Source organism: Novosphingobium sp. BL-S-20, from assembly GCF_055521635.1.
On sequence record NZ_CM145494.1, the window covers coordinates 2,924,206 to 2,948,893 of the forward strand.

Genomic DNA, 24,688 nt, shown 5'->3' on the forward strand with positions numbered 1-24,688 from the left:
TCCCAACGGTACTCGTCATCCTGAACTTGTTTCAGGATCCATTTCTGACCATCAGCGGCGGGGTGTTCGGCACGATGGATCCTGAGCCGAAGGCCAGCGAAGCTAAACAAGTTCAGAATGACGGAGCGGGCAAACGAAACGTCGCCCCTCACCCCGCCGAACTCACCCGTTCAGGGCGTTGATCTCTTCCAGCACCAGCGCCTCGACCTCGTCGCGCGGAAGGCCCGGCTCGATACGCGGGCCGACACGCAGAGTGATCGTCCCGGACTTCTTCCAGAGCCGGTGGTAGAGCCGCCCGCTGTCCACCGCCACCGGCACCACCGGCAGCGCCAGCAGCTTGTAAAGCCCGGCAAAGCCCGACTGCAAAGGCGCCCGCTCGCCGGACGGCACGCGCGTACCTTCGGGGAAGATCGCCAGAGGCCGCCCCTGCGCCGAGAACCCGCGCGCCGAGGCCACCATCGCCCGCAAGGCCCGCGCGCCCTGGTCGCGTTCCACCTTGACGACGCCGTACTGGCGCGCGGCCCAGCCCCAGCCGGGCAGGTCGACCAGCTCGGCCTTGGGAAACGGCGCGGGGAAATTCATCTGCGCCGGCAGGTCGATGGCCTCGAAGAAGCTCTCGTGCTTCATCGCCACCAGCACGCCTTCCTCGGGCATCTCGCCCTCGATTTTCAGGCGGATGCCGAGCAGCCAGCGGCAGCACAGGCGATGGAACCGGCTCCAGCCGCGCACGGTGCGCCGCATCGGCTCGCGCCCGATCAGCGAGGCCAGCCAGACACCGGCGATGAACACCAGCGTTCCGGGATAGAACACCAGATAGAAGAGAATGCTGCGAACGACGTCGAGCGGAGTGGCGCGCATCAGGGCTTTTTCCAGGGTGGCCGGTTCCAGAAATCGAGCGCCATGCGCCCGAAGAACTTGTGATATTCGAGGAACAGCGTGCTCAGGCTCGGGCGGGAAGGCACGCCGTCCTCCAGCACGGTGACATGATCGGGCAGCGCCCGCGCCAGTTCGTAGGCGGCGCGGCGCATGTGCCAGTCGGCCGTGACCAGCCGCACCGAACGCGCCTTGCGCCGCGCCACCCAGCCCGCCACCTCGATCGCGTTGGAGCGCGTATCATAGGCCTCGTAGCCGAGGGTGATGCAGCATTTCATGAGGCGCGCGGGAATGCGGAACTCGGCGGCGAGTTCGCCGGGCTTCACCTCACGGTCGACGCCGGAAATCAGCAGGCGCGGCGCGCGTCCGGCCTCCAGCACGGAAAGCGCCCGCTCGATCCGGCCCTTGCTGCCGGTCAGCACGATCACCGTATCGGTACGCACGGTATCGTCGAGCGGACCCGGCAGCGTCACCGCGAACCAGAGGAACCCGAAGAGCCAGATCAGCAGCAGGAAGGCAGCGGTGCGACGGAACATGAACGATCTATAGCGGCTTGTGACGACTATAGCATCTTGCGCAGTGCATGAAGCACTGTCAGCCGTGCCGTCAGCATCGCCAGCAGGGTCGAGAGCAGCGGCACCAGCGCCAGGAGCAGCCAGTCGCTCCAGACCAGCGCGCCGCTGTCCACCAGACCCGCGCCGAGGCTCGCGAACCGGCGGCCGAGCGAGAGGATCACCACCATGGCCAGCGCCAGGCCGACGGTGCCGCCGCCCGCCGCGTCATAGCCGATCGAGCGCTGGAACACCCGCGCCACCTGGCTATCGGTGCCGCCGAGCAAGTGGACGATCTCGATCACGTCGCGGTTGGCGCCGAGCGCCGAGCGCGCCGCCAGCAGCACTGCGGCAGCCAGCGCGCCGGCCAGCAGCACGACCAGCGAGATCGACAGCACCTGAAGCGAGACCATCGCGTCGAACACCGGCTTCAGCCAGGTGGACTGGGCATCGACTTTCGCGGAGGGCGCGACTTTGACGAGCACTTTCTCGATTGCGGCGAGTTGCTGCGGCGTCGCCGCGCCTTTCAGCCGCACGTCGATCAGCGAAGGCACCGGAATGGCCGCTCCGGACGCGGCAGCGATGCCGGTGCCGAGCCAGGGTTCGATCAGCGCGTCGAGTTCGGCCTGCGGCACCTGCCGCAGTCCGGCGACGCGCGGCAGGTGCTTGATCGCCTCGACCGCCGCCGCAGCCTCGCGCGCACGGATATCGTCGCGCGGTTCGAGCACCTGCACGGTGACGCCGCCCTCGATCTCGGCCCGCGCCGAACTGGTGGCATTGCCGAGCGCCAGCCCCGCCGCCAGCGCGATCGCGGTCATCGCCACCATGATCGCGATGACCCAGGGCATCGGCCCCGACATGCGGGTCTGCGGGATAAGCTCGGCACCGCGCACGCCGAGGCGGCGCAGGCGGAAACCGGGAAAGCTGAAACGCGGCACGTCGCTCATGTCGGCCTGCGCGGCGGATAGCGCAGTGCGCCGGTGGGATCGGCCAGACGCCCCCGGTCGAGCCGCATGATGAGACTGTCGGGCACCTTGCGCAGCAGGTCTAGATCGTGGGTGGCGACGACGACGGTGGTGCCCTGCCGGTTGAGCATCTCGAACAGGCGCAGCAGTTTGAGCGCCATTTCGGCATCGACGTTGCCGGTCGGCTCGTCGGCCACCAGCACAGCCGGGCGTGCGATCACCGCGCGGGCGATGGCGACGCGCTGCTGCTCGCCGCCCGAAAGCGTGGCGGGGCGCGCGTCGATCTTGTCGGAGAGGCCGACCCATTCAAGAATGTCGCGCACCGGCCCACCGATGTCGCGCTCCTGATGACCGGCGACGCGCAGCGGCAGGGCGACATTGTCGAAGGCGGAAAGATGCGGGATCAGGCGGAAGTCCTGGAACACCACGCCGATCCGCCGGCGCAGGCCCGGCAACCCGCTGCGCGGCAGGGTGATGGCATCGGTGCCGAACATGCGGATGGCCCCGCGCGAGGGGCGCTGCGCCAGATAGAGCAGCCGCAGCAGCGAAGTCTTGCCCGCGCCGCTGGCCCCGGTCAGGAAATAGAAACGGCCCGCGAAAAGCGTGAAGGTCAGATCCGACAGGACCTCGCGCTCCGTACCGTAGCGCAGGCCGACATTGTCGAAATGAACGATTTCCCCGTCGGCGATCATGCTCATGGTATCTGTGCTGCGTCGGGTCCGAACGGGCGACGCAAGCGGCTATAGCGAGCATTGAATGTGGAAAAAAGGGCGTTCCGGCTTGTGCCCACAGGTCGATGCCTTGTCGCGGGCGACTCACTCGTGCTTTAGCTCGTTATCATGATCATCGCCTGCCCAGCTTGCTCTACACGATATGCCGTGCCGGACAGCGCGATAGGTGCGGACGGCCGCACCGTGCGCTGCGCCAAGTGCCGCCACAGCTGGCACCAGGAAGGCCCCGATCTTGCGGCACCGCCGGTCGAGACCCTGGCGGAAGTTCCGGCTCCTGCGCCCGAACCCGCGCCTGCCGCCCCTGTCTATGAAGAAGTCGTCGCCGAGCCTGCCGCTCCGCAGCCCGTGCAGCCCGCTCCGGTTCAACAGGCCGCCCCACCTCCGCGCGAAGCGATCCGCGTGCCCGGACGCCACCCTGCCCCGGAAGCACCGCCAGCGGCAGAACCCGTGCCCGTAGCGGCACCCGCCGAACGCCCCGCCCGCAAGCCCGCGCCCGTCTATGACGACACCACGGCGGTCCACTATGCGGACGAAGGCCATTCCAGCTTCGACTTCGCCCCGCCGTTCCGCCAGCGCCGCAACTGGACGCGGATCGCGACCTTCGGCTCGGTGCTGTTCGCCGTGGTCGCGCTCGGCCTGACCGGCGCGGTCGCCTGGGGCGGACTGCCGGACTGGCTGCCGATCCCGCACCAGACTTTCTCGCAGGCCCAGCCCGACCTCCAGCTCGACTTCCCGCGCAAGCGGCAGGACCGCAAGCCCCTGCCCGACGGCACCGAGTTCTTCTCGGTCAGCGGCACGATCAGCAATATCGGCAGCCAAAGCCGCAAGGTGCCCTCGCTGCTGGTGGTGCTGCGCGACAAGCGCGACCGCATCGTCTACGAAAAGGAAGTCGTCCCCTCCAAGCGCCAGCTCGCGCCGGGAGAGGCGATCACCGTCAACGAAGCGCTGACCGACATTCCCAAGGCCGCCTCCGCCGCCGAGATCGGCTGGAAGCCCGAGTAATCCTTCCCGTGAAACCCGGCGGAAACCCGCCGGAAAACAGGCGCGCCCGGCCGGATGGCTTGGGCGCGTTTTTGTATTTTCACGGAATTCTGCCGATTTTCTGCCCCCTCTCAAAAAAAATCACTCTTTTTGAAAATAATTGAACAAGCCCTCTTGCCGGGTCCGGAACCCTTTGCTAGTGGCGCGCTCCTACCACGGGGCGGCCCCAAAAGCTCCCCGGTGATGATTTAGCGGTCATGGCGGAATTGGTAGACGCGCAACGTTGAGGTCGTTGTGGGCGAAAGCCCGTGGAAGTTCGAGTCTTCTTGACCGCACCATCACTCTCGCAAGAGATAGAGTAAAGCCTTCGGGCCCCCGCAAGGGGGCCCGAAAGTCGTTTGGGCTTCTGAAACTTCAGCGCTTCGAAGACAGGCCGCGATTCACGCCACGGCGCGGGCGGCATCCCTCTCCAGCTCATCCACCGAAACATCGCCCAGCAGATCGCGCACGATCGCATAAGTGCGATCGTTGTCGACGTCGATCGCCTGTGTCCCGTCCGGCAGAATCACCGCACGGACCCGCAAGCCCATCCGCCGCGATGCCCGCACCACCGCACCCGAGAGCGATTCCACCCCCAGCTTCACCAGCGCGAGGCCCACGACACCGATGGCCCGCAGGATGCGCGCACTTTCGCGCCCACCGATCCGGGCGCCGCGAAACACCTCCACGGCATCGACGAAACGAGTATGCGCCATGCCGTAGAGATCGCATGTCGCAAAGGCACCGTCGCGCAAAGTGAGATAACTGCGCAAGGCGCTCGGATGCGCGGCCTCGACCGCCTCGCGCCGGGCCAGCGCGAACGTCACGTCGCAGCCCTCCAGCGCATCGGCCATGGCGTCGATCGAGTCCGCGCTCAGCAGGGCATGGTCGGCGGTGGTGACGAGCAGCGGCCCGTCCCAGTCCTGCGCGGCGGCGCGAACGCTGGCAGCAATGTCCTCGCGTGCTTCCACCAAAGCGACCGAACCGCGCCCCGGCAGGCGGGTGAGCACGTCCCAGATTGGATCGAAGGCCTCGCGCTCGACGCAGACGGCGAGGCTCGCCACGCGCGGATGCTGCACGGCGGTTTGCAGCACATGGGCGATCAGCGGCCTGCCCGCGAGGGGGATCAGGCAGCGGTGCCGCTCCCCGAAGCGCTCGGCCAGTGCGTCGGTCTCGGCAGAACCCAAGCCATGCCCAGCCAGCACCACCAGCCGGAGCGGCCTGCGCACATCATCGTCGATATCGGGAGAAACCGGAGAAGCCATGATCCCAGAGCCTATGCCGCCTGCGTGTGACAGCGCGGTGACTGGCGATTCGGCGAGGCTGAGGACGGGGCTTCGGACCGGGGAGCCGATCCAAGCTATGGATAAAGCCCCTCCCCCGGCTTGCCTCTCGCGAGCGCCTTGCCCAAGGCAGAGCCGTGAGCGCCAATATCGTGATCGGCCAGACCCCGCAGGGCGAGTCGATCGAGATCGACATCAAGGAACTTCTCGCGACCCGCCTGCTGGTGCAGGGCAATTCCGGGTCCGGAAAGTCGCACCTGCTGCGCCGCCTGCTCGAAGAGAGCGCCTCGGTCGTCCAGCAGGTGGTGATCGACCCGGAAGGCGATTTCGTCAGCCTCGCGGAAGAGTTCGGCCATGTCGTGATCGACGGCGCCGCTTATGCCGAGGCCGAGATCGTCCGCCTCGGCGCCCGCATTCGCGAGCATCGCGCCTCGGTGGTCCTGGCGCTGGACGAGCTGGAAATCGACCAGCAGATGAAGTGTGCCGCGCAGTTCCTCAACGCCATGTTCGATGCCCCGCGCGAGCAGTGGTATCCGGCGCTGGTGGTGGTGGACGAAGCGCAGATGTTCGCGCCTGCCGCTGCCGGTGAAGTCTCCGAAGAAGCGCGCCGCGTCAGTTTGGCGGCGATGACCAACCTCATGTGCCGGGGCCGCAAGCGCGGTCTCGCCGGGGTGATCGCCACCCAGCGGCTCGCCAAGCTGGCGAAGAACGTCGCTGCCGAGGCCTCGAACTTCCTGATGGGCCGCACGTTCCTCGACATCGACATGGTGCGCGCCGCCGACCTGCTCGGCATGGAGCGGCGCCAGGCCGAATCGATCCGCGACCTTGCGCGCGGGCAGTTCCTCGGCCTCGGCCCGGCGATCAGCCGCCGTCCGGTGGCGGTCAACATCGGTTCGGTGCTGACCGGCGCCAAGTCGGTCACGCCCGGCCTGATGCCGCTGCCCACCGCCTCGACCGACGAGCTGCGCGAGCTGCTGCACGACAATCTCCACGTCGAACCCGAGCGCCCCGAATTCCCGCGCCCGGCCCCGCGCCCCAGCGTGGATATCGAGGAACTGAGCGAATCGATCGCCCATGGCCCGACCTCCGCGTCGGCACCGCCCTCGCGCCCGGAACGCCCCGAGCCGGAGCCGGAGGAAAACCGCGCGGCGATGCTCGAAATCCTCAATGCCATGGCGCAGGACCCGGAATGCACGTTCCAGTCCGCGACCACGTTGTTCCAGGATTTCACCATCCGCTGCCGGATGAAGGGCATTTCGGTGCGCGGGCTGGACGCGACGATGTTCCGCCGCGGTTTCGCCGCTGCCATCGCCGGGATCGAGGACCCCGAGGACGAGCGCTGGTTCGACCTCATCAACCTCGCCAAGCATGTTCCGGACGATGCGCTGGCGCCGTTCTACATGATCGCCCGCGCGGCGATGAACGACGAGCCCTGCCCCGACGACATGGTGCTCGCCCGCGTCTACGGCACCAGCAGCCCGCGCCGCGTGCAGCGTCTGCTCGACTATCTGGAGAAGGACGGGCTGATCGTGGTCCGTACCGATTTCTCCGGCAAGCGCTCGGTCGGGCTGCCGGATCTCGGGGTTACGACGGCGCCCGTCGAGGGTTGAGCGTTCGCGCTTCCCTCCTGCCGTTTCAATCTCCCTACAAACCACAACATACCCCGTCGCCCCCGCGAAGGCGGGGGCCCGCTTTCTTCTCCAAGCTATCGGCCAGCCGCAAGACAAGCGGGGTCCCCGCCTTCGCGGGGACGACGGGGTTCATTTTATGCTTTCAAATGGCCGTTCGCGCCGCGTCGTCACGGCACCAGCACGGTATCCTGCGGCTGCCCCTCGGTCTCCGGATAGTCGAGCGTGAAGTGCAACCCCCGGCTCTCATGCCGGTGCAGCGCCGAACGCACGATCAGTTCCGCCGTCTGGAGCAGGTTGCGCAGTTCGATCAGGTCGGTCGAGACGCGGAAGTGGCGGTAATATTCCTCCACTTCGCCGTTGAGCATCTGGATACGGTGCATGGCCCGCTCCAGCCGCTTGGTGGTGCGCACGATGCCCACGTAGTTCCACATGAACCGCCGGATTTCGGTCCAGTTCTGCTTGATGACGACTTCCTCGTCCGAGTCCGTCACCCGGCTTTCGTCCCATGGGCGCACCGGCGGCGGCGCGTCGAAGGCATCCCAGTGGTCGAGAATATGCGCCGCGCAGGATTCGCCGAAGACGAAGCATTCGAGCAGCGAGTTCGAGGCCAGGCGATTGGCGCCGTGGAGGCCGCTCTCGGTGCACTCGCCCGCCGCGTAGAGGCCGGGCAGATCGGTCTTGCCGTCGAGATCGATCAGGATGCCGCCGCAAGTATAGTGCTGCGCGGGCACGACCGGGATCGGCTCCTTGGTCATGTCGATGCCGAGGCCGAGCAGCTTCTCGTAGATGTTGGGGAAGTGCTCGCGGATGAACGCTTCGCTCTGGTGACTGATGTCGAGGTGGACGTAATCGAGGCCGTAGCGCTTGATCTGGTCGTCGATGGCGCGGGCCACGACATCGCGCGGCGCGAGTTCGGCGCGCGCGTCGTAGTCGGGCATGAAGCGGTGGCCGGTGACGGGATGGAGCAGCCGCCCGCCCTCGCCGCGCACCGCCTCGGTGATGAGGAAGTTCTTGACCTCCAGGTTGTAGAGGCAGGTCGGGTGGAACTGCATCATCTCCATGTTGGAGACGCGCGCACCGGCACGCCAGGCCATGGCGATGCCGTCGCCGGTAGCGCCGCGCGGCGCCGTGGAGAACTGGTAGACGCGCCCCGCCCCGCCGGTGGCGAGGATCGTCGCGTGCGCGGTGTGCGCCGAAACCCGGCCGGTCTGCTCGTCTAGCGCATAGACGCCCCAGACCCGGCCCGAGCCGGAGTAGCGCAGTTCGTGCCGCCCGGTGATGAGATCGATGCACGATTGCCCCGGCAGCAGGGTAATGTTGGGGTGGTCCTCGGCGGCCTTGAGCAAGGCGCTCTGCACCGCCCAGCCGGTCGCATCGGCGACGTGGACGATGCGGCGGTGCGAGTGGCCGCCCTCGCGGGTGAGGTGCAGTTCGCTGCCCTCGGTGTTGAACGGCACGCCCAGTTCCACCAGCCGCTCGATCGCATGGGGCGCGCGTTCGATCACGAATTCCACGGTATCGCGCCGGTTCAGCCCCGCGCCTGCGACCATGGTGTCGGAGATATGCTCCTCGAACGTATCGCCCGCGTCGAGCACCGCCGCGATCCCGCCTTGCGCCCAGGCCGTCGAGCCTCCGGTCAGCGTGCCCTTGGCAAGGACGAGAACCTTGAGTTTCTCCGCCAATGCCAGGGCGGCGGTAAGACCGGCAGCACCGGAACCGACAACAATGACGTCATGGGCGGGAACGGGATCGATATGCGTAGCCATGGCGGCTCCATGCCGGGACTATGACGATGACGCAATAATTAGCTTTGCACCCTAACTTGCTCTGTAATCATGTTGCAGTGCAGCGTCACAGTCGGTAAGCTCGCCGCGCATTCATAACGATAAAAGATGAGAGTTGCCGGGCGGTCGCACGCAGGAAAGCAGGAGAAACTGCTTTTCAACTGAACCCTGTAGGGAGCGTGCCGTGATATCCGCCTTGCCCAGACGTCCATTCCAGGCCGTGTTCTGCCTCTTCAACCGGCATGAACCCGACCGTGACAGCGTGCATTGGGCGGGCACTCAATATGCAGGCACTTGCCGCGCCTGCCGCGCACAGATCCGCCGCCACGCGCACCGGGTGTGGAAAAGGATTCCCGACGGCAATTAGGACCGTCAGTGCCCTGCCACTCGGGAAAAGAGGTTCATCACCAGCACCCCGGCCATGATAAGCGCGATGCCAATCATGGCAGGCAAGTCCAGCTTCTGCCCCTGGAACAGCCAGGCAATGGCCGCGATCAGGACGATCCCGACGCCCGACCAGATCGCATAGGCAACCCCGGTGGGAATGCCGCGCAGCGCCAGCGAAAGGCAGTAGAACGCGACGATATAGCCCGCCGCCATGATCGCGGTGGGCACCGCCCGCGCGAAACCTTCCGACTGCTTGAGGAAGGACGTGGCAATCACCTCGGCCACGATGGCGACCGCGAGGTAGATGTAACTCACGCCGCGACGGAACTCGTCAGGCTGACGAAGACGTCTTCAAGGTCCGCCTCGCGCGTGGTCACGTCGACCACCGCAAAGCCTTGGGCCTGCACCGCCGAGAGAATCTCGCCCGCGTTGCTGCGGTCCTTGTCGTAGGTGATCTGCAGCACGCGCTCGCCGGTCTTCTCGCACTTCACGAAGCCGGGATGGCTGGGCAGCGCGGCCAGGTCGCGGTCGAGCGTGAGGACGAGGATCTTCTCGCGTGCCATGCCCACCAGCTCGCGGGTCGGCTTGTTGGCGATCAGTTCGCCGTGGTTGATGATGGCGATGCGGTCGCAGAGTTCCTCGGCTTCTTCGAGGTAGTGCGTGGTCAGCACGATCGTCGCGCCTTCCCGGTTCAGCTCGCTGACAAGCTCCCAGAGCTGGCGGCGCAGTTCCACGTCCACGCCCGCAGTCGGCTCGTCGAGCACCAGCACCGGCGGCTGGTGGACCAGCGCCTTGGCGATCAGCAGGCGGCGCTTCATCCCGCCCGAAAGCGTGCGCGCATAGGCATCACGCTTGTCGGACAGGTGGACGGCGCGCAGCAGGTCTTCCGAGCGGCGCAGCGCCTTGGTGATGCCGTAGAGACCGGCCTGGTTCTCCAGCACTTCGAAGGGCGTGAAGAACGGGTCGAACACGATCTCCTGCGGGACGATGCCGATCGAGCGCTTGGCATTGCGCTGGTCGCGGTCGATGTCGAAGCCCCAGATATCGATCGAGCCCGAGGTCTTGCGGACCAGCCCCGCCATGATGTTGATGAGCGTGGACTTGCCCGCACCGTTGGGGCCGAGCAGGCCGAAGATGCCGCCTTCCGGCACGTCGAAGGAAACGCCCTTGAGCGCCAGCTTGCCTTCGCCGCTTCCGGCGGGGGCATAGCGCTTCTTGAGGTCGCGGATCGAGATGGCGGCGCCGCTGGTCGTGGGGGTCGAGCTGGTCATGGCCCGCATGTGGGGCAGGACGGCGCGCCAGTAAAGGGCGTCTATCCCTCCGTCATCGAAAGCGCCGTCCGGTCAGCCGGTCCTACAGCCCCTCGCGGCTGTCGAACACCGAGCGGCTGGCTTCGATCGCCGGGCGGTTCGCGAAAGCCCAGGCACCGAGTTCCTTCACCGGCAGCGACAGCGAATGGCCGAGATCGCTCAGCGCATATTCGACGCGCACCGGCACGCTGGCATGGACAGTGCGCACCACCAGCCCGTCGCGCTCCAGCGCGCGCAAGGTGCGCGAGAGCATCTGCTGCGAAATCCCGTCGATCGCGCGCTTCAACTCGTTGAAATGCAGGTCCCCCTCCAGCAGGGTCATGACCACCAGCATCGACCACTTGTCGCCCACACGGCTGAGAATATCGCCGATCACCCGGCATGCGCCCGCCGAATGCACGACTTCGGGCGCGGTCGCCGGAGTGAGGTCGGCTGCCTCCAAGCTCGCTGCCTCAAAGGTGGTCACGTCCATGTTACCTGGTCCTGAAAAAATGCGCTCTTGGCGTCCGTCGCCATCCAACATAGCTATGGCCGGTCACATTTTCAAACCTGGACCCTTTTCCAGACCACCCCCCTTTTCAAGACCATCACTAGAGGTTCTCTCCCCATGAAGCTTCTTCATCTCGATTCCAGCATCCTCGGCGAAAACTCGGTGAGCCGCGCCGTTTCGGCCGCCATCGTCGAAAGCCTGACCAAGGCCGATCCCGCGCTCGAAGTCAGCTACCACGACCTTGCCGCCGAAGCCCTGCCGCACCTGACGCTCGAAGTCCTCGGCAACCCGGACGGCACCCCCGAACTGGCCGAATTCCTCGCCTCCGACGTGATCGTAATCGGCGCGGGCATGTACAACTTCACCATCCCCAGCCAGCTCAAGGCCTGGTTCGACCGCGTGCTCGTGGCCGGCAAGACCTTCCAGTACACCGCCGAAGGCCCGCAGGGCCTGGCTGGCGGCAAGAAGGTCTACGTGGCCCTGTCGCGAGGCGGCTACTACGGTGAAGGCCAGCCCGGCGCCGCCGTCGAGCATGCCGAAAGCTACCTGCGCGCCGTGCTCGGCTTCGTGGGCATCACCGATCCCGTGTTCGTCCTGGCCGAAGGCATCGCCATCGGTCCGGAAGTCCGCGAGAAGGCACTTGCCGATGCTCTCGCCGAAGCGGGCGCCTTGGCCGTCCCGGCCTGATAGAAGAATAGCGATGGCCCCGTCGCGTCTCGACACGCGGCGGGGCCATTTGCATGCTGGAAATTCCCGTGAAGGCTTGGTAATCGGCCAGACCATGAGCACGCAGCCCGAAACCGTCTTCACCGATTCCCACCGCGTTTCCTGCGACGGGGCCACCGAAATCCGCTCGAACGGCACCTACAAGGCTGCCGCGCTCGGCCACCCGCGCGTGTGGCTGGAGATCGACGAGAAGGGCTATGTCGAGTGCGGTTACTGCGACCGCCGCTTCGTCCTCAAAGGCGGCCCGGCCGACCAGCAGGCGGCCTGATCTCCTTCTCTCTGCGCGCCGGGCTTTAGCAGCCCGGCTCCCATAACGCATTGCCTCCGAGGCTGTTAAAAAGGCCCGGAAATCCATGCCCCGCGCCCAATGCTTGCACATTTGTCATAAATTGGGCAGCATCCCGGTCCGGGAACAGCATGGAGAAAGCCATGGACGACCTGAATCGCCCGAATACGGGTTCCGGCACGACTTCCGGCTTCGAATTCAATCACCCGACGATCATCAGCCTGCTCTATCTGGCATCCTACTTCACCGGGATCACGGCGATCGTGGGCATCGTGCTCGCTTTCGTCTGGCGCGGTGAGCCCAAGGAAGCCTGGGAAGAATCCCACTACCAGTACCTGATCAACACGTTCTGGATCGGACTTGCCGGGACCGTGGTCGGCTTCCTGCTGCTGATCGTGGCGATCGGCCTTCTCGTCCTCGCCGCCGTCTCCATTCTGGTGATCGTGCGTAGCGTAATGAGCCTGCTCAACGCCCAGAAGCACGCGCCGATGCCGAATCCGGGCAGTTGGCTGATCTGAACCACGGTAACCGGATGCTAAGGCCGGAGCCTTAAAGTCGATTTCAGGGAAGGATGCCGGGGGGCCGCTGCCTGTGAACACATTGAGAATACGCGCGCACCAACGCTACGCCGTCCGCCGGGAGACTCGCATCCTGCGCGGCTCCCGCTGCGTCGGCACCGGTCTGCTGGTCGAGATTTCGCAGGAAGGCTGCCGGATCGGCTGCGTCGTGCCCGCAGATCTCCTTTCCGATCCCATCGTCAACGGCGACGTGCTCGCCATCGCTCCAGAGGGTGCCGAGCCGTTCGAAGCCCTCGTGCGCTGGAGCGGCAATGGCACGCTCGGTTTCCGTATGCTCCAGCCCTTCCACCATCACGAACTGGACCGGCTGATTCGCACTTGCCGGGGAGAATTCGACGCGCCAGAGGCACGCGACTACGGAACCTGAGGACCTTTCTCTCCCTATGCCAAATCGTACCCGTCGGCGCTCGCTTTCCGCGCCGATCTGGCTTCTGCTCCCCCTCGTCCTCGTCGCGGGTCTCTATTACTGGCATGGCGCGAAGACCGGCGCCCCCGGCAGCGGCCTGTTCAACGCGCCGGACGGGGAGAGCGCCCGTTTCGCCCGCTGCTCCGGCCCGGTGCGCAAGACTTGCGTCGTCGACGGCGACACCTTCTGGTATCGCGGCACCAAGATCCGCATCGCCGACATCAATACCCCGGAAACCAGCAAGCCCGAATGCAGCGCCGAAGCCCGGCTCGGCGCCCAGGCGACCGAGCGGCTGATCGCCCTGCTCAACGACGGACCGTTCTCGCTCCAGCCCGGCGGAGACGGCCGCGACCAGGACCGCTATGGCCGCGCCCTGCGCATCGTCACCCGCGGCGGTCACAGCCTCGGCGCGACCCTGGTGGACGAAGGCCTCGCCGAGCAATGGAAAGGCCGTCGCGGCACCTGGTGCTGATACGAAAAGGCCCGGAAGCGATGCTTCCGGGCCTTTTCGTTTAGACTTGGCTTCCGCTTATTCGGCAGCCTCGGTGGCGCCGAACATGTCCGGCTCGGTGCCTTCCACGACCAACACGTCGTCGTTGGTCTTCACCTTGCGGCGCGAATCGAAGTTCGACCAGACATCGTTCCAGTTGCCGCGCGTCGCGCCCTTCGAATATTCGGTGGCGCGGGTCTCGAAGAAGTTGGCATGCTCGACGCCGTTCAGCAGCGGCTGGAGCCACGGCAGCGGGTGATCCTCGATCAGGTAGATCGGGTTGAGGCCGAGCTGACCCATGCGCCAGTCGGCGATGTAGCGGATGTACTTCTTGATGTCCTTGGCGGTCATGCCGGGGACCGGGCCCATCTCGAAGGCGAGATCGATGAAGGCGTCTTCCAGGCGGACGGTGGTCTGGCACTGGTCGGCGATGTCGTCCTTCACCGCCTTGGTCAGGCAGCCGCGCTCCTGCACGAAGGCGTGGAACAGGCGGGTGATGCCCTCGCAGTGCAGCGATTCGTCGCGGACCGACCACGAGACGATCTGGCCCATGCCCTTCATCTTGTTGAAGCGCGGGAAGTTCATCAGCATCGCGAAGCTGGCGAAGAGCTGCACACCCTCGGTGAAGCCGCCGAACATGGCGAGCGTGCGGGCGATGTCCTCGTCGTTGTCGACGCCGAACTTCTGGAGGTAGTCGTGCTTGGCCTTCAGTTCCTCGTACTCAAGGAACATGCCGTATTCGCTTTCGGGCATGCCGATGGTGTCGAGCAGGTGCGAATAGGCGGCGATGTGCACCGTCTCCATGTTGGAGAAGGCGGTAAGCATCATCTTCACTTCGGTCGGCTTGAAGACGCGGGCGTACTTCTCGTGGTAGCAGTCCTGCACTTCCACGTCGGCCTGGGTGAAGAAGCGGAAGATCTGGGTGAGCAGGTTGCGCTCATGCTCCGAGATGTTCTGCGCCCAGTCGCGGCAATCCTCGCCCAGCGGCACTTCTTCCGGCAGCCAGTGAATCTGCTGCTGCGTCTTCCAGAAGTCGTAGGCCCAGGGATATTCGAAGGGCTTGTAGGTCTTGCGGGCTTCGAGAAGGGACATGGACGGAAAACTCCGGGGGTTCGATTCGCATGGGGCGCCGGGCGATTCGAAAGGCCGTAAAGCGGACTTTCGCGCCATTCCCGGCGCATGATTTCAGAGGCATGGAGGAAACCTCGATGCCGACACCCGCCACGATACCCAAATTTGATCGTTTTTGGAGCGGGTTGAACAAACTTTGCACAGCTTAAAAAAGCACATCTAGCGCCTCCCCGGATATAGGAACGCTAGGGATTGTAGGCCAGAGCAAAGGCGGTCCATTTCATGCGAATCGTGGAACCGCGCCGGTTTGCAGGCTATTCCCAAGTGATCGGGCCGCAGATCGGCCCCAACCGGAGGACCTGCCATGTCGTCTTCGCCATCCCCCTTCGATCCCGTCCAGACGTCCTGGCCCACCGAATCGGGAGTGATCCGCAAGGGCATGACGGTCATCGACGCGGACGGCTTCGCGATCGGCACGGTCGATCATCTGGATGGTCAGGAAGTCGTGCTGGAAGGCGAAGGTTCGCCCTTCATCGCGGTCTCGGAAATCGACGGCGTGGACGGCGACAAGGTCCTGCTCTCTCCGCGCGGAGATGCCACGTTCGGCCTCGGCGCGCAGCCCTGAGAGGCCGTTTCCACGAGCCGGTTTCCCGCTGAGACCAATGCCGGAACGAAGCGCCTCAGCGCGCCGTTGAAAAGGCATCGACAGTCAACGGGAGAGAATACCATGTTCGAAAAGCTGCGCATCCGCGAGCATATGGAAGTAACCGACTCCACCGGCCAGCACGTTGGTACGGTGGACGAGGTGAAGGACGACCAGATCAAGCTGACCCGTTCGGACAGTTCCGACGGCGCCCATCACTTCCTCCCCTTCGACACCGTGGACCGGATCGAAGATAACCGCGTCTACCTGAAGCAGGGCACCGCAATCCCCGCAGGCGTCGGCGCGAACTGATCGCCGCCAAGGGGGAGGCTAACGCCTTCCCCCCATAGAACCCCGGCCCCTCCCCGTCCGACCGGGGCGCTGGGTCGGGGGTATTTTTACGTTTGAGCCTGCATTTTCCATGCCTGCGCCCATCGCAAACTGCATCCATTTTCCCAAAGTAAAAATGTCGGCATGCCGCGTACCCAGCAAGACGACTGGCGCCCCATCAAAGTTAATCCAACGGACACCATTCCGGAACCTCGCTCTCCCTTCGAGCCTCCATCGCAAAATTCTGCCCTTTCTGCGGAACGAAGCCAAGAGCTGATGGCATCGCGAACACTGAACCGCCTATTACCCTGAACTAATTGCAATTATCTATTCAAACATAATCCATTTCTGATATGATCGCGCTGCCTCGCAATCCATTGAGGGCGAAATCGTGATGGCAGCACCCAAGAAGATATTCGTTCTCGGCGGCGACGGTTTCTGCGGCTGGCCTACTTCGCTTCATCTGTCGGGCCTGGGGCACGATGTCACCATCATCGACAATTTCTCCCGGCGCCGCATCGATGCCGAACTCGGCATTCGCAGTCTTACACCGATCGTATCGCTGGAGCAGCGGATCGACGCCTGGCGCGATGTCGGCGGCAAAGTTCTCAAATTCCACTATCTGGATGTCGCAGAAGACTACGCACAGCTTGCAGAATTACTGGAAGCGGAGCGCCCCGATACCATCGTCCATTTCGCCGAACAGCGCGCCGCGCCCTATTCGATGCGCGGCGCCGCCGAGAAGCGCTACACCGTGGGCAACAACGTGGGCGGCACCCACAATGTCCTGACCGCGCTGGTCGAGCGCGAGCTGGACTGCCATCTCGTCCACCTCGGCACCATGGGCGTCTACGGTTACGGCGGTGCCGGTTTCGAGATTCCCGAGGGCTATCTCGAGGTCGACATCACCGACCGCGACGGCGCCCGGCACGAATGGGAAATCCTCTACCCGACGCGGCCCGGCAGCGTCTATCACATGACCAAGTCGATCGATCAGCTGCTGTTCCAGTTCTATGCCCAGAACGACCGGCTGCGAATCACCGACCTGCACCAGGGCATCGTCTGGGGCACCCAGACCGAGGAGACCCGCCGCCATCCGGACCTCATCAACCGGTTCGACTATGACGGCGAATACGGCACCGTGCTCAACCGTTTCCTGGTTCAGGCGGCGATCGGCCATCCGCTGACCGTCCACGGCACAGGCGGCCAGACCCGCGCCTTCATCAATATCCAGGACACCGTGCGCTGCATCGCGCTGGCGGTGGACCATCCGCCGCAGGCGGGCGAGCGGGTGAAGATCCTCAACCAGATCGCGGAGACCCTGCGCGTGCGCGATCTTGCCGCGCTGGTCTCCGAAGTCACCGGCGCCCGGATCGAATATCGCCCCAACCCGCGCAAGGAAGCCGCCGAAAACGACCTGGAAGTCAGCAATGCCACGTTCCGCGCGCTCGGCCTCGATCCGATCACTTTGCATGAAGGCCTGCTGAAGGAGACCTTCGAGATTTCCGCCCGCTTCGCCGATCGCGTCGATCCGCACCATATCCCGGCCCGCACCGCCTGGTCGCGGGACGAGCGCGCGAAGCTGGACGAACCGGACGGGAAGGTCGTGCCCTTCCCCGGAGGACCGACGCGCATCGACGCCGCCTGAACCACGCAGATTCCAGAGGGGAAACAGCCGATGAGGCTTTGGGGTATCGGTTTGCTGGCGCTGGTGCTGATCGGCGTGCTCATCGTCATCGGCCAGACCGGCCTGTTCGACAGCCTGACCAACCGCAACCGGATCGGCCCGCCCTATTTCGACGATTTCGAACGCGGATCGAGCGCCTTCATCGACCGGGACGGACGCTCGGTCTTCGTCTCCCAGGTCCATCCGGATGCACCGACGATCCTCTCCGGCCTGCCCTCCTACACTGCCCGGACCTTCCGCCTGCCGGTGGATAGTCGTCCGGTCGGCGGCACTTACGACCTCGCCTTCCGCGTCGATGCCGCGCGCGGCGCGCAAGGCGCGCTCAGGATCACCATCAACGGGGTGAAGCGCGCCGACGTGATCCTGAACGAGGGGCGCAGCGAGCAGAAGGCGCAAGTGGAACTCACCCCGTCCGAACTCGCGGCGCGCGAACTGGACGTGCGGATCGCGCTGGTCGGGCGCGGCCCCTTGCAGGAATGCACCCCGAACGAGGCGATGTCGGCGGTCGTCACCATCGAGCCGCCGAGCGGGCTGAACCTCCGTCTCGACAAGCCGCTGGCCACCACCCGCGACCGGCTGGCACTCTGGGGCAGCCTGATCCCGGTACTCTGGGAGGATGACGAAAAGGCTGCCGACCTCTCCCGCCTGATCGCCGCCGCCAGCCTCGTGGACAAAGGCTACGCGGTCTATTTCGGCGAGAAGGGCCTGTCCGGGGACGATCTGGCGGAACTGCTGAAACAGGCGCCGGACAACCGCCCCACACGCGGCCCGCTCGCCTATCCGATCCCGCTGCTGTCCGACTCCGCCAATGCCGGAACCCGCCGCTTCGACCGCGAGACGACCTGGCGCTACAGCTATGCCGCCGCCGACCTGCCGGGCCGCGAACTTCCCAAGGCGCTGGACCTGCGCATGATGCTGGGGCCGATCGCGGGCACCCGCACGAGCCTGGTGGTCACGCTCAACGGCCGCCTGCTCGCCACCCGCCATCTGGCCGAGGACGACGACCGCCTCAACCAGTCCATCGCCCTGCCGCCCGAAGTGCAGAAGGCGCGCAACGAGCTGGAAGTGACGCTCAGTTCCTACGACAACGACGACCAGCGCTGCGGCGCGATGCGGCTGATCGCGGCGGAAATGCTGCCCGCCACCGTGCTTCAGGGCGGCGGCCCGCGCGTCGACCTGCCGATCCTGCGCCTGCGCGCGGCGCTTCAGGCAAGCCAGCCGGTCACGCTTTCCGCCAATGCCCTCACCGCGCCCGACGCCCAGGCCGCCGCGCGCATGATCGGCGAACTCGGCGCCAGCCGCCTGCGCTTCGTCGATCGCAATGCCAGGGCGACGATCCAGGTTCTCTCCGGCGATGTCGGCAAAGAGGCTGCCAAGCTGCGTCTGCCGGGCAGTGTCTGGCTCCTCCATTTCCCGCAGGACCGCCGCGACGAACTGGTCGTCGAACCGCTCACCGCGCAGGCCTCGGGCCTCTCCGCGCGGGTGGCGATAGTGCTCCAGCTTCCCGCAGGCGCCCTTCCCACCGCGCCTCCCACACCGGCCCCCTCGCCAACGCCGCCGCCCGCAAAGACGCGGTAATGGAAGCCGCCAAGGAACTCGCCCGGCGCAGCGCGAACTTCTGGTCGGTCGACAGCCGGCCGGGCGGCCTGGCGGTTCCGGTCTCGCTGCTGCGCGCGCCCGCGCTGCTGCTGACGTTCTCGATCATCGCGGTGGTCCAGCTCGCGGTGTTCGAACTGGGCTGGCTCGACACCTGGTTCCCCGCGCGCGACTATGTGTTCGGCCCCTATCAGGGTGGTCACGCGATCTCGATCCGCACTTTCATCCTCTCGTTCTACCTCGCCTTCTCGATCTATGCCGCGGGCACGGTCCGCGCGCGGGCGGTCTTCGCGCTGGAGCTGGTCCTGCGCTTCCTCGTCACATGCGCGCTGCTCGATCTCGCCAGCACCGTGCTCGCGCTGCTGGCCGGAGAGGCCTATCCGCTCGGGGTGATCCAGATCGTCGCCGGGCTGCTCGGCTTCGGCATCTTCGCCTATGTCATGCTCGAACACGGGACGATGCCGGAATCGGTGCCGGTGCGCATCGACCGCCAGTTCGCGCTGCGCTCGCTGCTGCGCCTCTCGCTGACCGGACTGGTCGCGGCGGTGATCTCGGTCTGGGCCGGTTTCCACCACTTCGAGGCGCTCGACGACTTGCGCGAAGTCGCCCTGCTCGGCGGCATCGGGCCGGGGGTGGTGCTGTTCCTGTTCCTGCTGTTCCTGCAACTCTACGTCGTCGCCACGGTCGAGCGCCGACTCTTGCTGCGCAAGGACTTCGCCGCCCCGCTCAGCGTGATCGTGCCTGCCCACAACGAGGCCTATGTCATCGCCGAGACCATCCGCCAGATCGACCGCGCCGCGCAGCACTACGCCGCCCCGGTGGAACTCGTGGTGCTCGACAATGCCTCCAGCGATGAGACCGGCGAGATCGCCCGCGCCGCCATCGCCGCCTGCACCGCCGCCGAAGGCCGCGTCGTCCACGTCGCCCGGCCCGGCAAGGCCCATGCGCTCAACACCGGGGTCGCCGTCGCCCGCCATGCCTATATCGTGCGGGTCGACGCCGACACCCAGATCGGGCCGGACTGCCTGCGCCTCGCCATGCAGAACTTCGCCGATGCCGATACCGGCGCGGTGGGCGGAGTGCCCGTCCCGCCCGGCGGTGCCCCGTTCGACGGTGGACGCCTTGTCGAAGTGCTGCTCAAGCACAGCTACTATTCGCCGGGGCTGACCGCGATCACCGGGCTGGTCGGCATTCCCGGCATGTTCGTGATCTACCGCGCCGACGCCCTGCGCCGCGCCGGAGCCTTTGCCGCGGGGATGAACGGCGAGGATACCGACATCTCGCTGCGCATCGCCGAGCTGGGTTTCCGCACCCTGGTCGACGAGCGGGTGCGCTACGTCTCCGAAGTGCCGACCAGCTTCGCGCACTTGCGGGAGCAGCGCCTGCGCTGGTTTCGCTCGATCTACCATGTCAGCTCGCGGGCGCGGACGCTGATCCTCTCCCCGCGCGTGACCATTCGCGGCAAGCTGATCCTGCCCTACATGCTGATGAACAATGCCCGCCGCGCAATGACGGTGCCGATCCTGATCTTCGGCCTGTTCGAACTGCTGCTGACCCGCTCGACCAATACCCAGCTGTCGTGGCAGGCGGTGGCCGCCGTGGTATTCGGCTCGCCGATGCTGGTGGCGGTGATGGCGATCGCCCTCGCCCGCGAGCCGCGTGCGCTGCTCTCGCTGCCATCCTACGTGTTCTTCCGGGGCCTGCGCGCCTGGTACACGCTGGAATCGGCGCTGACGATCCCGATCAACACCCGCCCCCACACGATCCGCCTGCCGGAAACCGCCATTCCCGAGACCGTCACTCCCAACAGCGCCGAACCGCAGGAGCCTGCATGAGCCTGTATCGCCCCGCCCTGTCCGCAACTCTGTCCGTGCCCCTCGCCGCCGCCTGTGCCTGCCTCGCACCCGCCGCCGCCTCGGCCAGGGCGGGGGATGCCTGGATCGCCGGGGAGACCTGGGTCGGCCGCGACGTCGTTCCGCCCGACGTCATCGACTCCACCGCCAGCCAGGACCGCATCTTCACCGATATCGGCACCCAGGCGACCCTCAATTACGACACCGGCCCGGCAATCCTGCGCGGCCTAGCCGGATTTCAGGCCTTCCCGGCGGAGTCCGACTACAACCGCTACCGCCTCGGCGCCGAGGCGCAGGTCGACATTCCGCTCGCCGCGCGTGGCCGCACCCGGCTGCGGCTGATCCCCGGTTTCGACTATGTTTTCGACGACCATGGCCGGGTGTTCGACCGGGTGCGGATCGACGGCCAGCTCATCCATCGCCACAGTCCGGAGCACGTCTCGACGCTGCGCCTGCGCTACGGCTACCGCAACCAGACCGAGCGCCGCTTCACCGGCTACGACCAGTCCGAATGGCTGGGCGAACTGCGCCACGTCTGGCGGCCCGGCAATGCCCGCACCCGCGTCCAGGCCTCGCTGCTGGGCCTGCACAACAATGCCGAGGACGACCGCTTCACCTACGACGGCTACGGCACCCAGATCATCGCCCGCACGCCGGTGGCGGAGAAGCTGGAACTCTACGAACGGCTCTACCTCGTCCGCCGCGAATACAAGGACGACTTCTCGCGGATCTATCCCTACCCCCGGCGGGACACCCAGTTCCGGGGCACCGCCGGGCTACAATATGCTCTCGACAAGCGCTTCGCGCTCTACGGCGAGGCAGGCTACACGAAGAACCACTCCAACGTGCCGACCCGCGACTACCAGGGCTTCGTCGGCAGGCTCGGCATACGCTGGAACTTCGCCCTCACCGATTGAGGGAGAAACTTAATCTCCGGCGACCGTCATCCCGTCGATTCGCAAGGTCGGCACATTGATTGCGCGGTGCCATTCGAGGTCGTTTGCGGCAGTCAGTCCCCCGAACATCGCCAGCAGGTTGCCCGCCACCGTGAACTCGGCGATCGGCCCGGCGATCTCGCCATTGACGATACGGAAGCCCGAAGCGCCGCGGCTGTAGTCGCCGGTCACGCCGTTGACGCCGTGGCCGATCAGTTCGGTGATGTAGACGCCGTCCGCGATGTCGGCGATCAACTCGGCCGGGCTGGCCGTGCCGGGCTGGAGATGCAGGTTGCCTACCGAGACACCGGGCGCACCGCCGCCGCCGCGCGCGGCATGGCCGGTCGGCTCCAGCCCGAGCTGCCGCGCCGAAGCGCTGTCGAGCAGCCAGGTGGTCGGGCGTCCATCCTCGATCAGGTTGCGCGCGCGGGTCGGCAGACCCTCGCCGTCGAAGGGGCGCGAGCGCAGGCCGCGCAGGGTATGCGGTTCTTCCACCAGCACGATCCCCGGCGCAAAGATCTGCTCGCCCAGCTTGTCCAGCAGGAAGCTGGAGCGGCGGGCGATGGCGCTGCCGGAAATGGCCCCGGTGAAGTGCCCGATCAGCGATCCGCCGACGCGCGGATCGAAGACCACCGGCATCGCCCCGCTCGCCATGCGGCCCGGTTCGAGCCGGGCGACCGCGCGCTCGGCAGCCAACACGCCGATCTCGGCGGGCGGCGGCAGGTCGGCGCGGTGGTGCGTGGAGCGCCAGGCATAGTCGCGCTGCTTGGCCGCACCTTCGCCCGCGACGATCGAGACGCTGAGCGAATGGCTGGTCGAACCGTAGGCCCCGGCGAAACCGTGGCTGGTGGCCAGCGCGAAAACTCCGGTTCCGGCGCTGGCGGTGGCACCATCGGAATTGCTGACGCGGGCCACGGCGCGCGCGGCATCCTCGGCCTCCAGCGCGGCGGCGCGCAGATCGTGCGGGCTGGGTTCGGCGGGGTCGAGCTGATCGAGTTCGGGCCAGGGGCCACGGCTCAGCAGTTCCTCGGGCGCAAGCCCTGCATAGGCGTCTTCCGGCGCCGCCCCGGCCATGGCGATAGCGCGGGCGGCGAGTTCGTCGAGCGCCTGCGGGGAGAGGTCGGAGGAGCCGATGCTGGCCGAACGCTTGCCGAGGAAAACCCGCAGCGAAATATGCTCGCTTTCGGAGCGTTCGACATCTTCGAGCTTGCCCAGACGGACCTGGATGCCCTCGGACGAACTGGCGCCGAACACGGCATCGGCGGCATCGGCGCCGGCCTTGCGCGCGCGGTCGACGAGGTCCTGTGCGCGGCCTAGCGCTTCCTGTGGGCTGAGCATCTTCTTGCGGTCTCCAGATCCCCGAAAGGGTGGGGGAGCGCAGCCCTAAACGCCGCGAGGGCCAAGCGCAAATCCCGCGTGGAATCCGCTCATTTCACCAGCAGGGAAAGCCCCTTGAACAGGCCGGTGATCGCGAAGGGCAAGCCGATCGCCAACAGCCAGAGCAGCAGGCGGTCTCGGCGGTAGTAAGAGGCCATCGCGGGATCGTGGGCCTGCCGGTCGTCGAGCCGGTTCCAGCGCGCCTCGAACCGGCGGCAGGCCGGAATGATCGCGACGACCAGGATGACGAGCGCCAGATAGGGCAGCAGCGATTCGCCGTGGTTCTTCAGCGCGCCGACGGTGACGAATATCTGCAAGGCGGTATAGACAAGCAGGGCGTAGGCGATGTTGTCGCTCATCTTGCGGCGCCAGTCGGCCTTGGCCCAGTCTTTCAGCGAGCCGCCCTCGGGCGCCACCGGTTTGTCCGACAGGCCGCCGGGTACGCTCCAGCCGGCGCCTCGATGTGCGTGGGCAGGATTTTCTGGCATCACGTCATGCTTGCCGGTGCTGTCCATCGTCGTTTCCTGTCTGTCTGCGACTCTGATTTTTTCCGGGCCTGCTTTCCAGTTCCCGAACTTGGGCGACCGCCCCCGGTCGCCGTCCCCGAAATCCACTAGATCACTTGATGCTGCGGATTTCAAGTTCACCCCATGAACCCGCAAGATTGTTACCCGGTTCCGAAAGCCGTCCGGTTCCAGGCACGGTCGATCCGTCATTGCGTTCCCCCACAAGGTCCTCCCCCGCCCCGCCGCCAAGCGCCGGACCATGCAGGAAACCTGCCAATCGGCTCGATATCCGTCGAATGCCGACTTGCCGAGGCCCCGGCGGATGCTTAAACCGCTCTGAAGATGACCGGAACCACCGAACTTCCCGCACAGGCAGCCGCTTCGGCAGGCCATCACGTGCCCACCGTCGCCGAAGCCGGCGGGCTCGAAGTGATCTCGATCGCCAAGAGCTACGACAAGCGCGCCGTCCTCACCGACATTTCGCTCTCGGTCGCCAAGGGCGAGGTGCTCGGCCTGCTCGGCCCGAACGGCGCGGGCAAGACCACCTGCTTCTATTCGATCATGGGTCTGGTACGCCCCGATTCGGGCCGCATCCTGATGGACGGCGTCGATGTGACGCGCCTGCCGATGTATCGCCGCGCGATCCTCGGCCTCGGCTATCTGCCGCAGGAAACCTCGATCTTCCGCGGCCTCACGGTGGAACAGAACATCGGCGCCGTGCTCGAACTCAACGAGCCGGACAAGGACGTGCGCGCCAGCGAACTGGAGCGCCTGCTCGACGAATTCGGCCTCACCCGCCTGCGCTCCAGCCCGGCCATGGCCCTGTCCGGCGGTGAGCGCCGCCGCTGCGAGATCGCCCGCGCGCTGGCCGCCAAGCCCTCGATCATGCTGCTGGACGAACCCTTCGCCGGTATCGACCCGCTCTCGATCTCCGACATCCGCGACCTTGTGAAGGACCTCAAGACGCGCGGCATCGGCGTGCTCATCACCGACCACAACGTGCGCGAGACGCTCGACATCGTGGACCGCGCCTGCATCATCTACGGCGGCCAGGTGCTCTTCGCGGGCAGCCCGGAAGCCCTCGTCGCCGACGAGAACGTGCGCCGCCTCTACCTCGGCGAAGGCTTCACGCTGTGACCCTCGCGGCAGGCGCACGCCTGTCGAAAGGCTCCTGTCCGC

At 66.2% G+C, this 24,688-nt stretch carries 26 protein-coding genes and 1 tRNA gene; 15 read left to right on the plus strand and 12 right to left on the minus strand.

From position 1 onward, the window contains the following. Positions 1-162: 162 nt before the first annotated feature. The 4 genes from ACZ1II_RS21460 to ftsE are packed head-to-tail and all read right to left on the minus strand — an operon-like array spanning position 163 to position 3,081. Positions 163-858: a lysophospholipid acyltransferase family protein gene (locus ACZ1II_RS21460; RefSeq protein WP_465145588.1), complete on the minus strand. Its 696-nt coding sequence runs from the start codon at positions 856-858 to the stop codon at positions 163-165. Next, a complete protein-coding gene (locus ACZ1II_RS21465) occupies positions 858-1,409 on the minus strand; it encodes a YdcF family protein (protein WP_465145589.1) in 552 nt (183 codons plus the stop codon). Before ACZ1II_RS21465 ends, ACZ1II_RS21460 begins: the two co-directional genes overlap by 1 nt. A 26-nt stretch (positions 1,410-1,435) precedes the next feature. Then, positions 1,436-2,371: a cell division protein FtsX gene (locus ACZ1II_RS21470; RefSeq protein ID WP_465145590.1), complete on the minus strand. Its 936-nt coding sequence runs from the start codon at positions 2,369-2,371 to the stop codon at positions 1,436-1,438. Beyond that, complete coding sequence (gene ftsE / locus ACZ1II_RS21475; RefSeq protein ID WP_465147360.1) at positions 2,368-3,081, minus strand: cell division ATP-binding protein FtsE; 714 nt, start codon at positions 3,079-3,081, stop codon at positions 2,368-2,370. Before ftsE ends, ACZ1II_RS21470 begins: the two co-directional genes overlap by 4 nt. Positions 3,082-3,228: 147 nt before the next feature. Between ftsE and ACZ1II_RS21480 the strand changes: the two genes are divergently transcribed. Together ACZ1II_RS21480 and ACZ1II_RS21485 are read left to right on the plus strand one after the other, a co-directional pair. Beyond that, a complete protein-coding gene (locus ACZ1II_RS21480; protein ID WP_465145591.1) occupies positions 3,229-4,122 on the plus strand; it encodes an MJ0042-type zinc finger domain-containing protein in 894 nt (297 codons plus the stop codon). A 230-nt stretch (positions 4,123-4,352) separates the two neighbouring features. Beyond that, positions 4,353-4,439: transfer RNA gene (locus ACZ1II_RS21485), tRNA-Leu, on the plus strand. A gap of 102 nt (positions 4,440-4,541) precedes the next feature. Here ACZ1II_RS21485 and ACZ1II_RS21490 read toward each other — a convergent pair. Then, a complete protein-coding gene (locus tag ACZ1II_RS21490; RefSeq protein ID WP_465145592.1) occupies positions 4,542-5,405 on the minus strand; it encodes an NTP transferase domain-containing protein in 864 nt (287 codons plus the stop codon). Positions 5,406-5,560: 155 nt separating this feature from the next. Here ACZ1II_RS21490 and ACZ1II_RS21495 point away from each other — a divergent pair, with 155 nt between their 5' ends. Beyond that, positions 5,561-7,033 (plus strand): helicase HerA domain-containing protein, encoded by a 1,473-nt coding sequence (locus ACZ1II_RS21495; protein ID WP_465145593.1) that lies wholly within the window; start codon positions 5,561-5,563, stop codon positions 7,031-7,033. Positions 7,034-7,221: 188 nt separating this feature from the next. Here ACZ1II_RS21495 and nadB read toward each other — a convergent pair whose 3' ends face one another. The 4 genes from nadB to ACZ1II_RS21515 form a co-directional block, all read right to left on the minus strand. Continuing rightward, complete coding sequence (nadB, locus tag ACZ1II_RS21500) at positions 7,222-8,820, minus strand: L-aspartate oxidase (protein ID WP_465145594.1); 1,599 nt, start codon at positions 8,818-8,820, stop codon at positions 7,222-7,224. A 390-nt stretch (positions 8,821-9,210) separates the two neighbouring features. Next, complete coding sequence (locus ACZ1II_RS21505; RefSeq protein WP_465145595.1) at positions 9,211-9,540, minus strand: SMR family transporter; 330 nt, start codon at positions 9,538-9,540, stop codon at positions 9,211-9,213. Then, complete coding sequence (locus ACZ1II_RS21510) at positions 9,537-10,496, minus strand: ABC transporter ATP-binding protein (RefSeq protein ID WP_465145596.1); 960 nt, start codon at positions 10,494-10,496, stop codon at positions 9,537-9,539. Before ACZ1II_RS21510 ends, ACZ1II_RS21505 begins: the two co-directional genes overlap by 4 nt. 82 nt (positions 10,497-10,578) lie before the next feature. Next, positions 10,579-11,007, minus strand: coding sequence for a winged helix-turn-helix transcriptional regulator (locus ACZ1II_RS21515; RefSeq protein WP_465145597.1), 429 nt, complete (start codon positions 11,005-11,007; stop codon positions 10,579-10,581). 135 nt (positions 11,008-11,142) lie between these two features. On the opposite strand from ACZ1II_RS21515, the gene ACZ1II_RS21520 reads away from it, so the two are divergent. From ACZ1II_RS21520 to ACZ1II_RS21540, 5 genes are all read left to right on the plus strand, one after another. Next, positions 11,143-11,712: an FMN-dependent NADH-azoreductase gene (locus ACZ1II_RS21520; RefSeq protein WP_465145598.1), complete on the plus strand. Its 570-nt coding sequence runs from the start codon at positions 11,143-11,145 to the stop codon at positions 11,710-11,712. A 94-nt stretch (positions 11,713-11,806) separates the two neighbouring features. Further along, positions 11,807-12,019 carry a zinc-finger domain-containing protein gene (locus ACZ1II_RS21525; RefSeq protein ID WP_465145599.1) on the plus strand — a complete coding sequence of 71 codons (213 nt, stop codon included), beginning with the start codon at positions 11,807-11,809 and terminating at the stop codon, positions 12,017-12,019. A 161-nt stretch (positions 12,020-12,180) separates the two neighbouring features. Then, positions 12,181-12,555: a DUF4870 family protein gene (locus ACZ1II_RS21530; RefSeq protein ID WP_465145600.1), complete on the plus strand. Its 375-nt coding sequence runs from the start codon at positions 12,181-12,183 to the stop codon at positions 12,553-12,555. Between the two features lie 73 nt (positions 12,556-12,628). Beyond that, complete coding sequence (locus tag ACZ1II_RS21535; protein WP_465145601.1) at positions 12,629-12,982, plus strand: hypothetical protein; 354 nt, start codon at positions 12,629-12,631, stop codon at positions 12,980-12,982. 16 nt (positions 12,983-12,998) lie between these two features. Continuing rightward, positions 12,999-13,493, plus strand: a complete 495-nt coding sequence (locus ACZ1II_RS21540) for a thermonuclease family protein (protein ID WP_465145602.1) — start codon at positions 12,999-13,001, stop codon at positions 13,491-13,493. 57 nt (positions 13,494-13,550) lie between these two features. On the opposite strand, the gene ACZ1II_RS21545 is transcribed toward ACZ1II_RS21540, so the two are convergent. Beyond that, a complete protein-coding gene (locus ACZ1II_RS21545) occupies positions 13,551-14,603 on the minus strand; it encodes a ribonucleotide-diphosphate reductase subunit beta (protein WP_465145603.1) in 1,053 nt (350 codons plus the stop codon). A gap of 343 nt (positions 14,604-14,946) precedes the next feature. On the opposite strand from ACZ1II_RS21545, the gene ACZ1II_RS21550 reads away from it, so the two are divergent. From ACZ1II_RS21550 to ACZ1II_RS21575, 6 genes are all read left to right on the plus strand, one after another. Further along, a complete protein-coding gene (locus ACZ1II_RS21550) occupies positions 14,947-15,207 on the plus strand; it encodes a DUF2171 domain-containing protein (RefSeq protein WP_465145604.1) in 261 nt (86 codons plus the stop codon). Positions 15,208-15,309: 102 nt separating this feature from the next. Further along, positions 15,310-15,537, plus strand: coding sequence for a DUF2171 domain-containing protein (locus tag ACZ1II_RS21555; RefSeq protein ID WP_465145605.1), 228 nt, complete (start codon positions 15,310-15,312; stop codon positions 15,535-15,537). 412 nt (positions 15,538-15,949) lie between these two features. Further along, positions 15,950-17,203: an NAD-dependent epimerase/dehydratase family protein gene (locus ACZ1II_RS21560; RefSeq protein WP_465145606.1), complete on the plus strand. Its 1,254-nt coding sequence runs from the start codon at positions 15,950-15,952 to the stop codon at positions 17,201-17,203. A 30-nt stretch (positions 17,204-17,233) separates the two neighbouring features. Further along, positions 17,234-18,820, plus strand: coding sequence for a cellulose biosynthesis cyclic di-GMP-binding regulatory protein BcsB (locus tag ACZ1II_RS21565; RefSeq protein WP_465145607.1), 1,587 nt, complete (start codon positions 17,234-17,236; stop codon positions 18,818-18,820). After that, positions 18,820-20,673: a glycosyltransferase family 2 protein gene (locus tag ACZ1II_RS21570; RefSeq protein ID WP_465145608.1), complete on the plus strand. Its 1,854-nt coding sequence runs from the start codon at positions 18,820-18,822 to the stop codon at positions 20,671-20,673. The genes ACZ1II_RS21565 and ACZ1II_RS21570 overlap by 1 nt, the downstream gene beginning before the upstream one ends. Next, positions 20,670-21,608 carry a hypothetical protein gene (locus tag ACZ1II_RS21575; protein ID WP_465145609.1) on the plus strand — a complete coding sequence of 313 codons (939 nt, stop codon included), beginning with the start codon at positions 20,670-20,672 and terminating at the stop codon, positions 21,606-21,608. The genes ACZ1II_RS21570 and ACZ1II_RS21575 overlap by 4 nt, the downstream gene beginning before the upstream one ends. Positions 21,609-21,617: 9 nt before the next feature. Here the strand turns inward: ACZ1II_RS21575 and ACZ1II_RS21580 are convergent, their stop codons facing one another. Together ACZ1II_RS21580 and ACZ1II_RS21585 are read right to left on the minus strand one after the other, a co-directional pair. Next, complete coding sequence (locus ACZ1II_RS21580) at positions 21,618-22,964, minus strand: TldD/PmbA family protein (protein ID WP_465145610.1); 1,347 nt, start codon at positions 22,962-22,964, stop codon at positions 21,618-21,620. An 89-nt stretch (positions 22,965-23,053) separates the two neighbouring features. Then, positions 23,054-23,518 (minus strand): hypothetical protein, encoded by a 465-nt coding sequence (locus ACZ1II_RS21585; RefSeq protein WP_465145611.1) that lies wholly within the window; start codon positions 23,516-23,518, stop codon positions 23,054-23,056. A 333-nt stretch (positions 23,519-23,851) separates the two neighbouring features. On the opposite strand from ACZ1II_RS21585, the gene lptB reads away from it, so the two are divergent. Next, the gene (gene lptB, locus ACZ1II_RS21590; protein ID WP_465145612.1) at positions 23,852-24,646 is read left to right on the plus strand and encodes an LPS export ABC transporter ATP-binding protein; all 795 of its coding nucleotides are present in this window, start codon (positions 23,852-23,854) and stop codon (positions 24,644-24,646) included. The last annotated feature ends 42 nt before the right edge of the window (positions 24,647-24,688 follow it).

What these genes read in the sequence shown, in the direction of transcription:
- ACZ1II_RS21465 (WP_465145589.1), bottom strand. Translation starts at nt 1,409, where the DNA reads ATGTTCCGTCGCACCGCTGCCTTCCTGCTGCTGATCTGGCTCTTCGGG.
- ACZ1II_RS21570 (WP_465145608.1), top strand. Translation starts at nt 18,820, where the DNA reads ATGGAAGCCGCCAAGGAACTCGCCCGGCGCAGCGCGAACTTCTGGTCG.
- ACZ1II_RS21555 (WP_465145605.1), top strand. Translation starts at nt 15,310, where the DNA reads ATGTTCGAAAAGCTGCGCATCCGCGAGCATATGGAAGTAACCGACTCC.
- ACZ1II_RS21550 (WP_465145604.1), top strand. Translation starts at nt 14,947, where the DNA reads ATGTCGTCTTCGCCATCCCCCTTCGATCCCGTCCAGACGTCCTGGCCC.
- ACZ1II_RS21545 (WP_465145603.1), bottom strand. Translation starts at nt 14,603, where the DNA reads ATGTCCCTTCTCGAAGCCCGCAAGACCTACAAGCCCTTCGAATATCCC.
- ACZ1II_RS21490 (WP_465145592.1), bottom strand. Translation starts at nt 5,405, where the DNA reads ATGGCTTCTCCGGTTTCTCCCGATATCGACGATGATGTGCGCAGGCCG.
- ftsE (WP_465147360.1), bottom strand. Translation starts at nt 3,081, where the DNA reads ATGATCGCCGACGGGGAAATCGTTCATTTCGACAATGTCGGCCTGCGC.
- lptB (WP_465145612.1), top strand. Translation starts at nt 23,852, where the DNA reads ATGACCGGAACCACCGAACTTCCCGCACAGGCAGCCGCTTCGGCAGGC.
- ACZ1II_RS21565 (WP_465145607.1), top strand. Translation starts at nt 17,234, where the DNA reads ATGAGGCTTTGGGGTATCGGTTTGCTGGCGCTGGTGCTGATCGGCGTG.
- ACZ1II_RS21515 (WP_465145597.1), bottom strand. Translation starts at nt 11,007, where the DNA reads ATGGACGTGACCACCTTTGAGGCAGCGAGCTTGGAGGCAGCCGACCTC.
- ACZ1II_RS21580 (WP_465145610.1), bottom strand. Translation starts at nt 22,964, where the DNA reads ATGCTCAGCCCACAGGAAGCGCTAGGCCGCGCACAGGACCTCGTCGAC.
- ACZ1II_RS21480 (WP_465145591.1), top strand. Translation starts at nt 3,229, where the DNA reads ATGATCATCGCCTGCCCAGCTTGCTCTACACGATATGCCGTGCCGGAC.
- ACZ1II_RS21560 (WP_465145606.1), top strand. Translation starts at nt 15,950, where the DNA reads ATGGCAGCACCCAAGAAGATATTCGTTCTCGGCGGCGACGGTTTCTGC.
- ACZ1II_RS21525 (WP_465145599.1), top strand. Translation starts at nt 11,807, where the DNA reads ATGAGCACGCAGCCCGAAACCGTCTTCACCGATTCCCACCGCGTTTCC.
- ACZ1II_RS21460 (WP_465145588.1), bottom strand. Translation starts at nt 858, where the DNA reads ATGCGCGCCACTCCGCTCGACGTCGTTCGCAGCATTCTCTTCTATCTG.
- ACZ1II_RS21530 (WP_465145600.1), top strand. Translation starts at nt 12,181, where the DNA reads ATGGACGACCTGAATCGCCCGAATACGGGTTCCGGCACGACTTCCGGC.
- ACZ1II_RS21575 (WP_465145609.1), top strand. Translation starts at nt 20,670, where the DNA reads ATGAGCCTGTATCGCCCCGCCCTGTCCGCAACTCTGTCCGTGCCCCTC.
- ACZ1II_RS21540 (WP_465145602.1), top strand. Translation starts at nt 12,999, where the DNA reads ATGCCAAATCGTACCCGTCGGCGCTCGCTTTCCGCGCCGATCTGGCTT.
- ACZ1II_RS21470 (WP_465145590.1), bottom strand. Translation starts at nt 2,371, where the DNA reads ATGAGCGACGTGCCGCGTTTCAGCTTTCCCGGTTTCCGCCTGCGCCGC.
- ACZ1II_RS21585 (WP_465145611.1), bottom strand. Translation starts at nt 23,518, where the DNA reads ATGGACAGCACCGGCAAGCATGACGTGATGCCAGAAAATCCTGCCCAC.
- nadB (WP_465145594.1), bottom strand. Translation starts at nt 8,820, where the DNA reads ATGGCTACGCATATCGATCCCGTTCCCGCCCATGACGTCATTGTTGTC.
- ACZ1II_RS21510 (WP_465145596.1), bottom strand. Translation starts at nt 10,496, where the DNA reads ATGACCAGCTCGACCCCCACGACCAGCGGCGCCGCCATCTCGATCCGC.
- ACZ1II_RS21520 (WP_465145598.1), top strand. Translation starts at nt 11,143, where the DNA reads ATGAAGCTTCTTCATCTCGATTCCAGCATCCTCGGCGAAAACTCGGTG.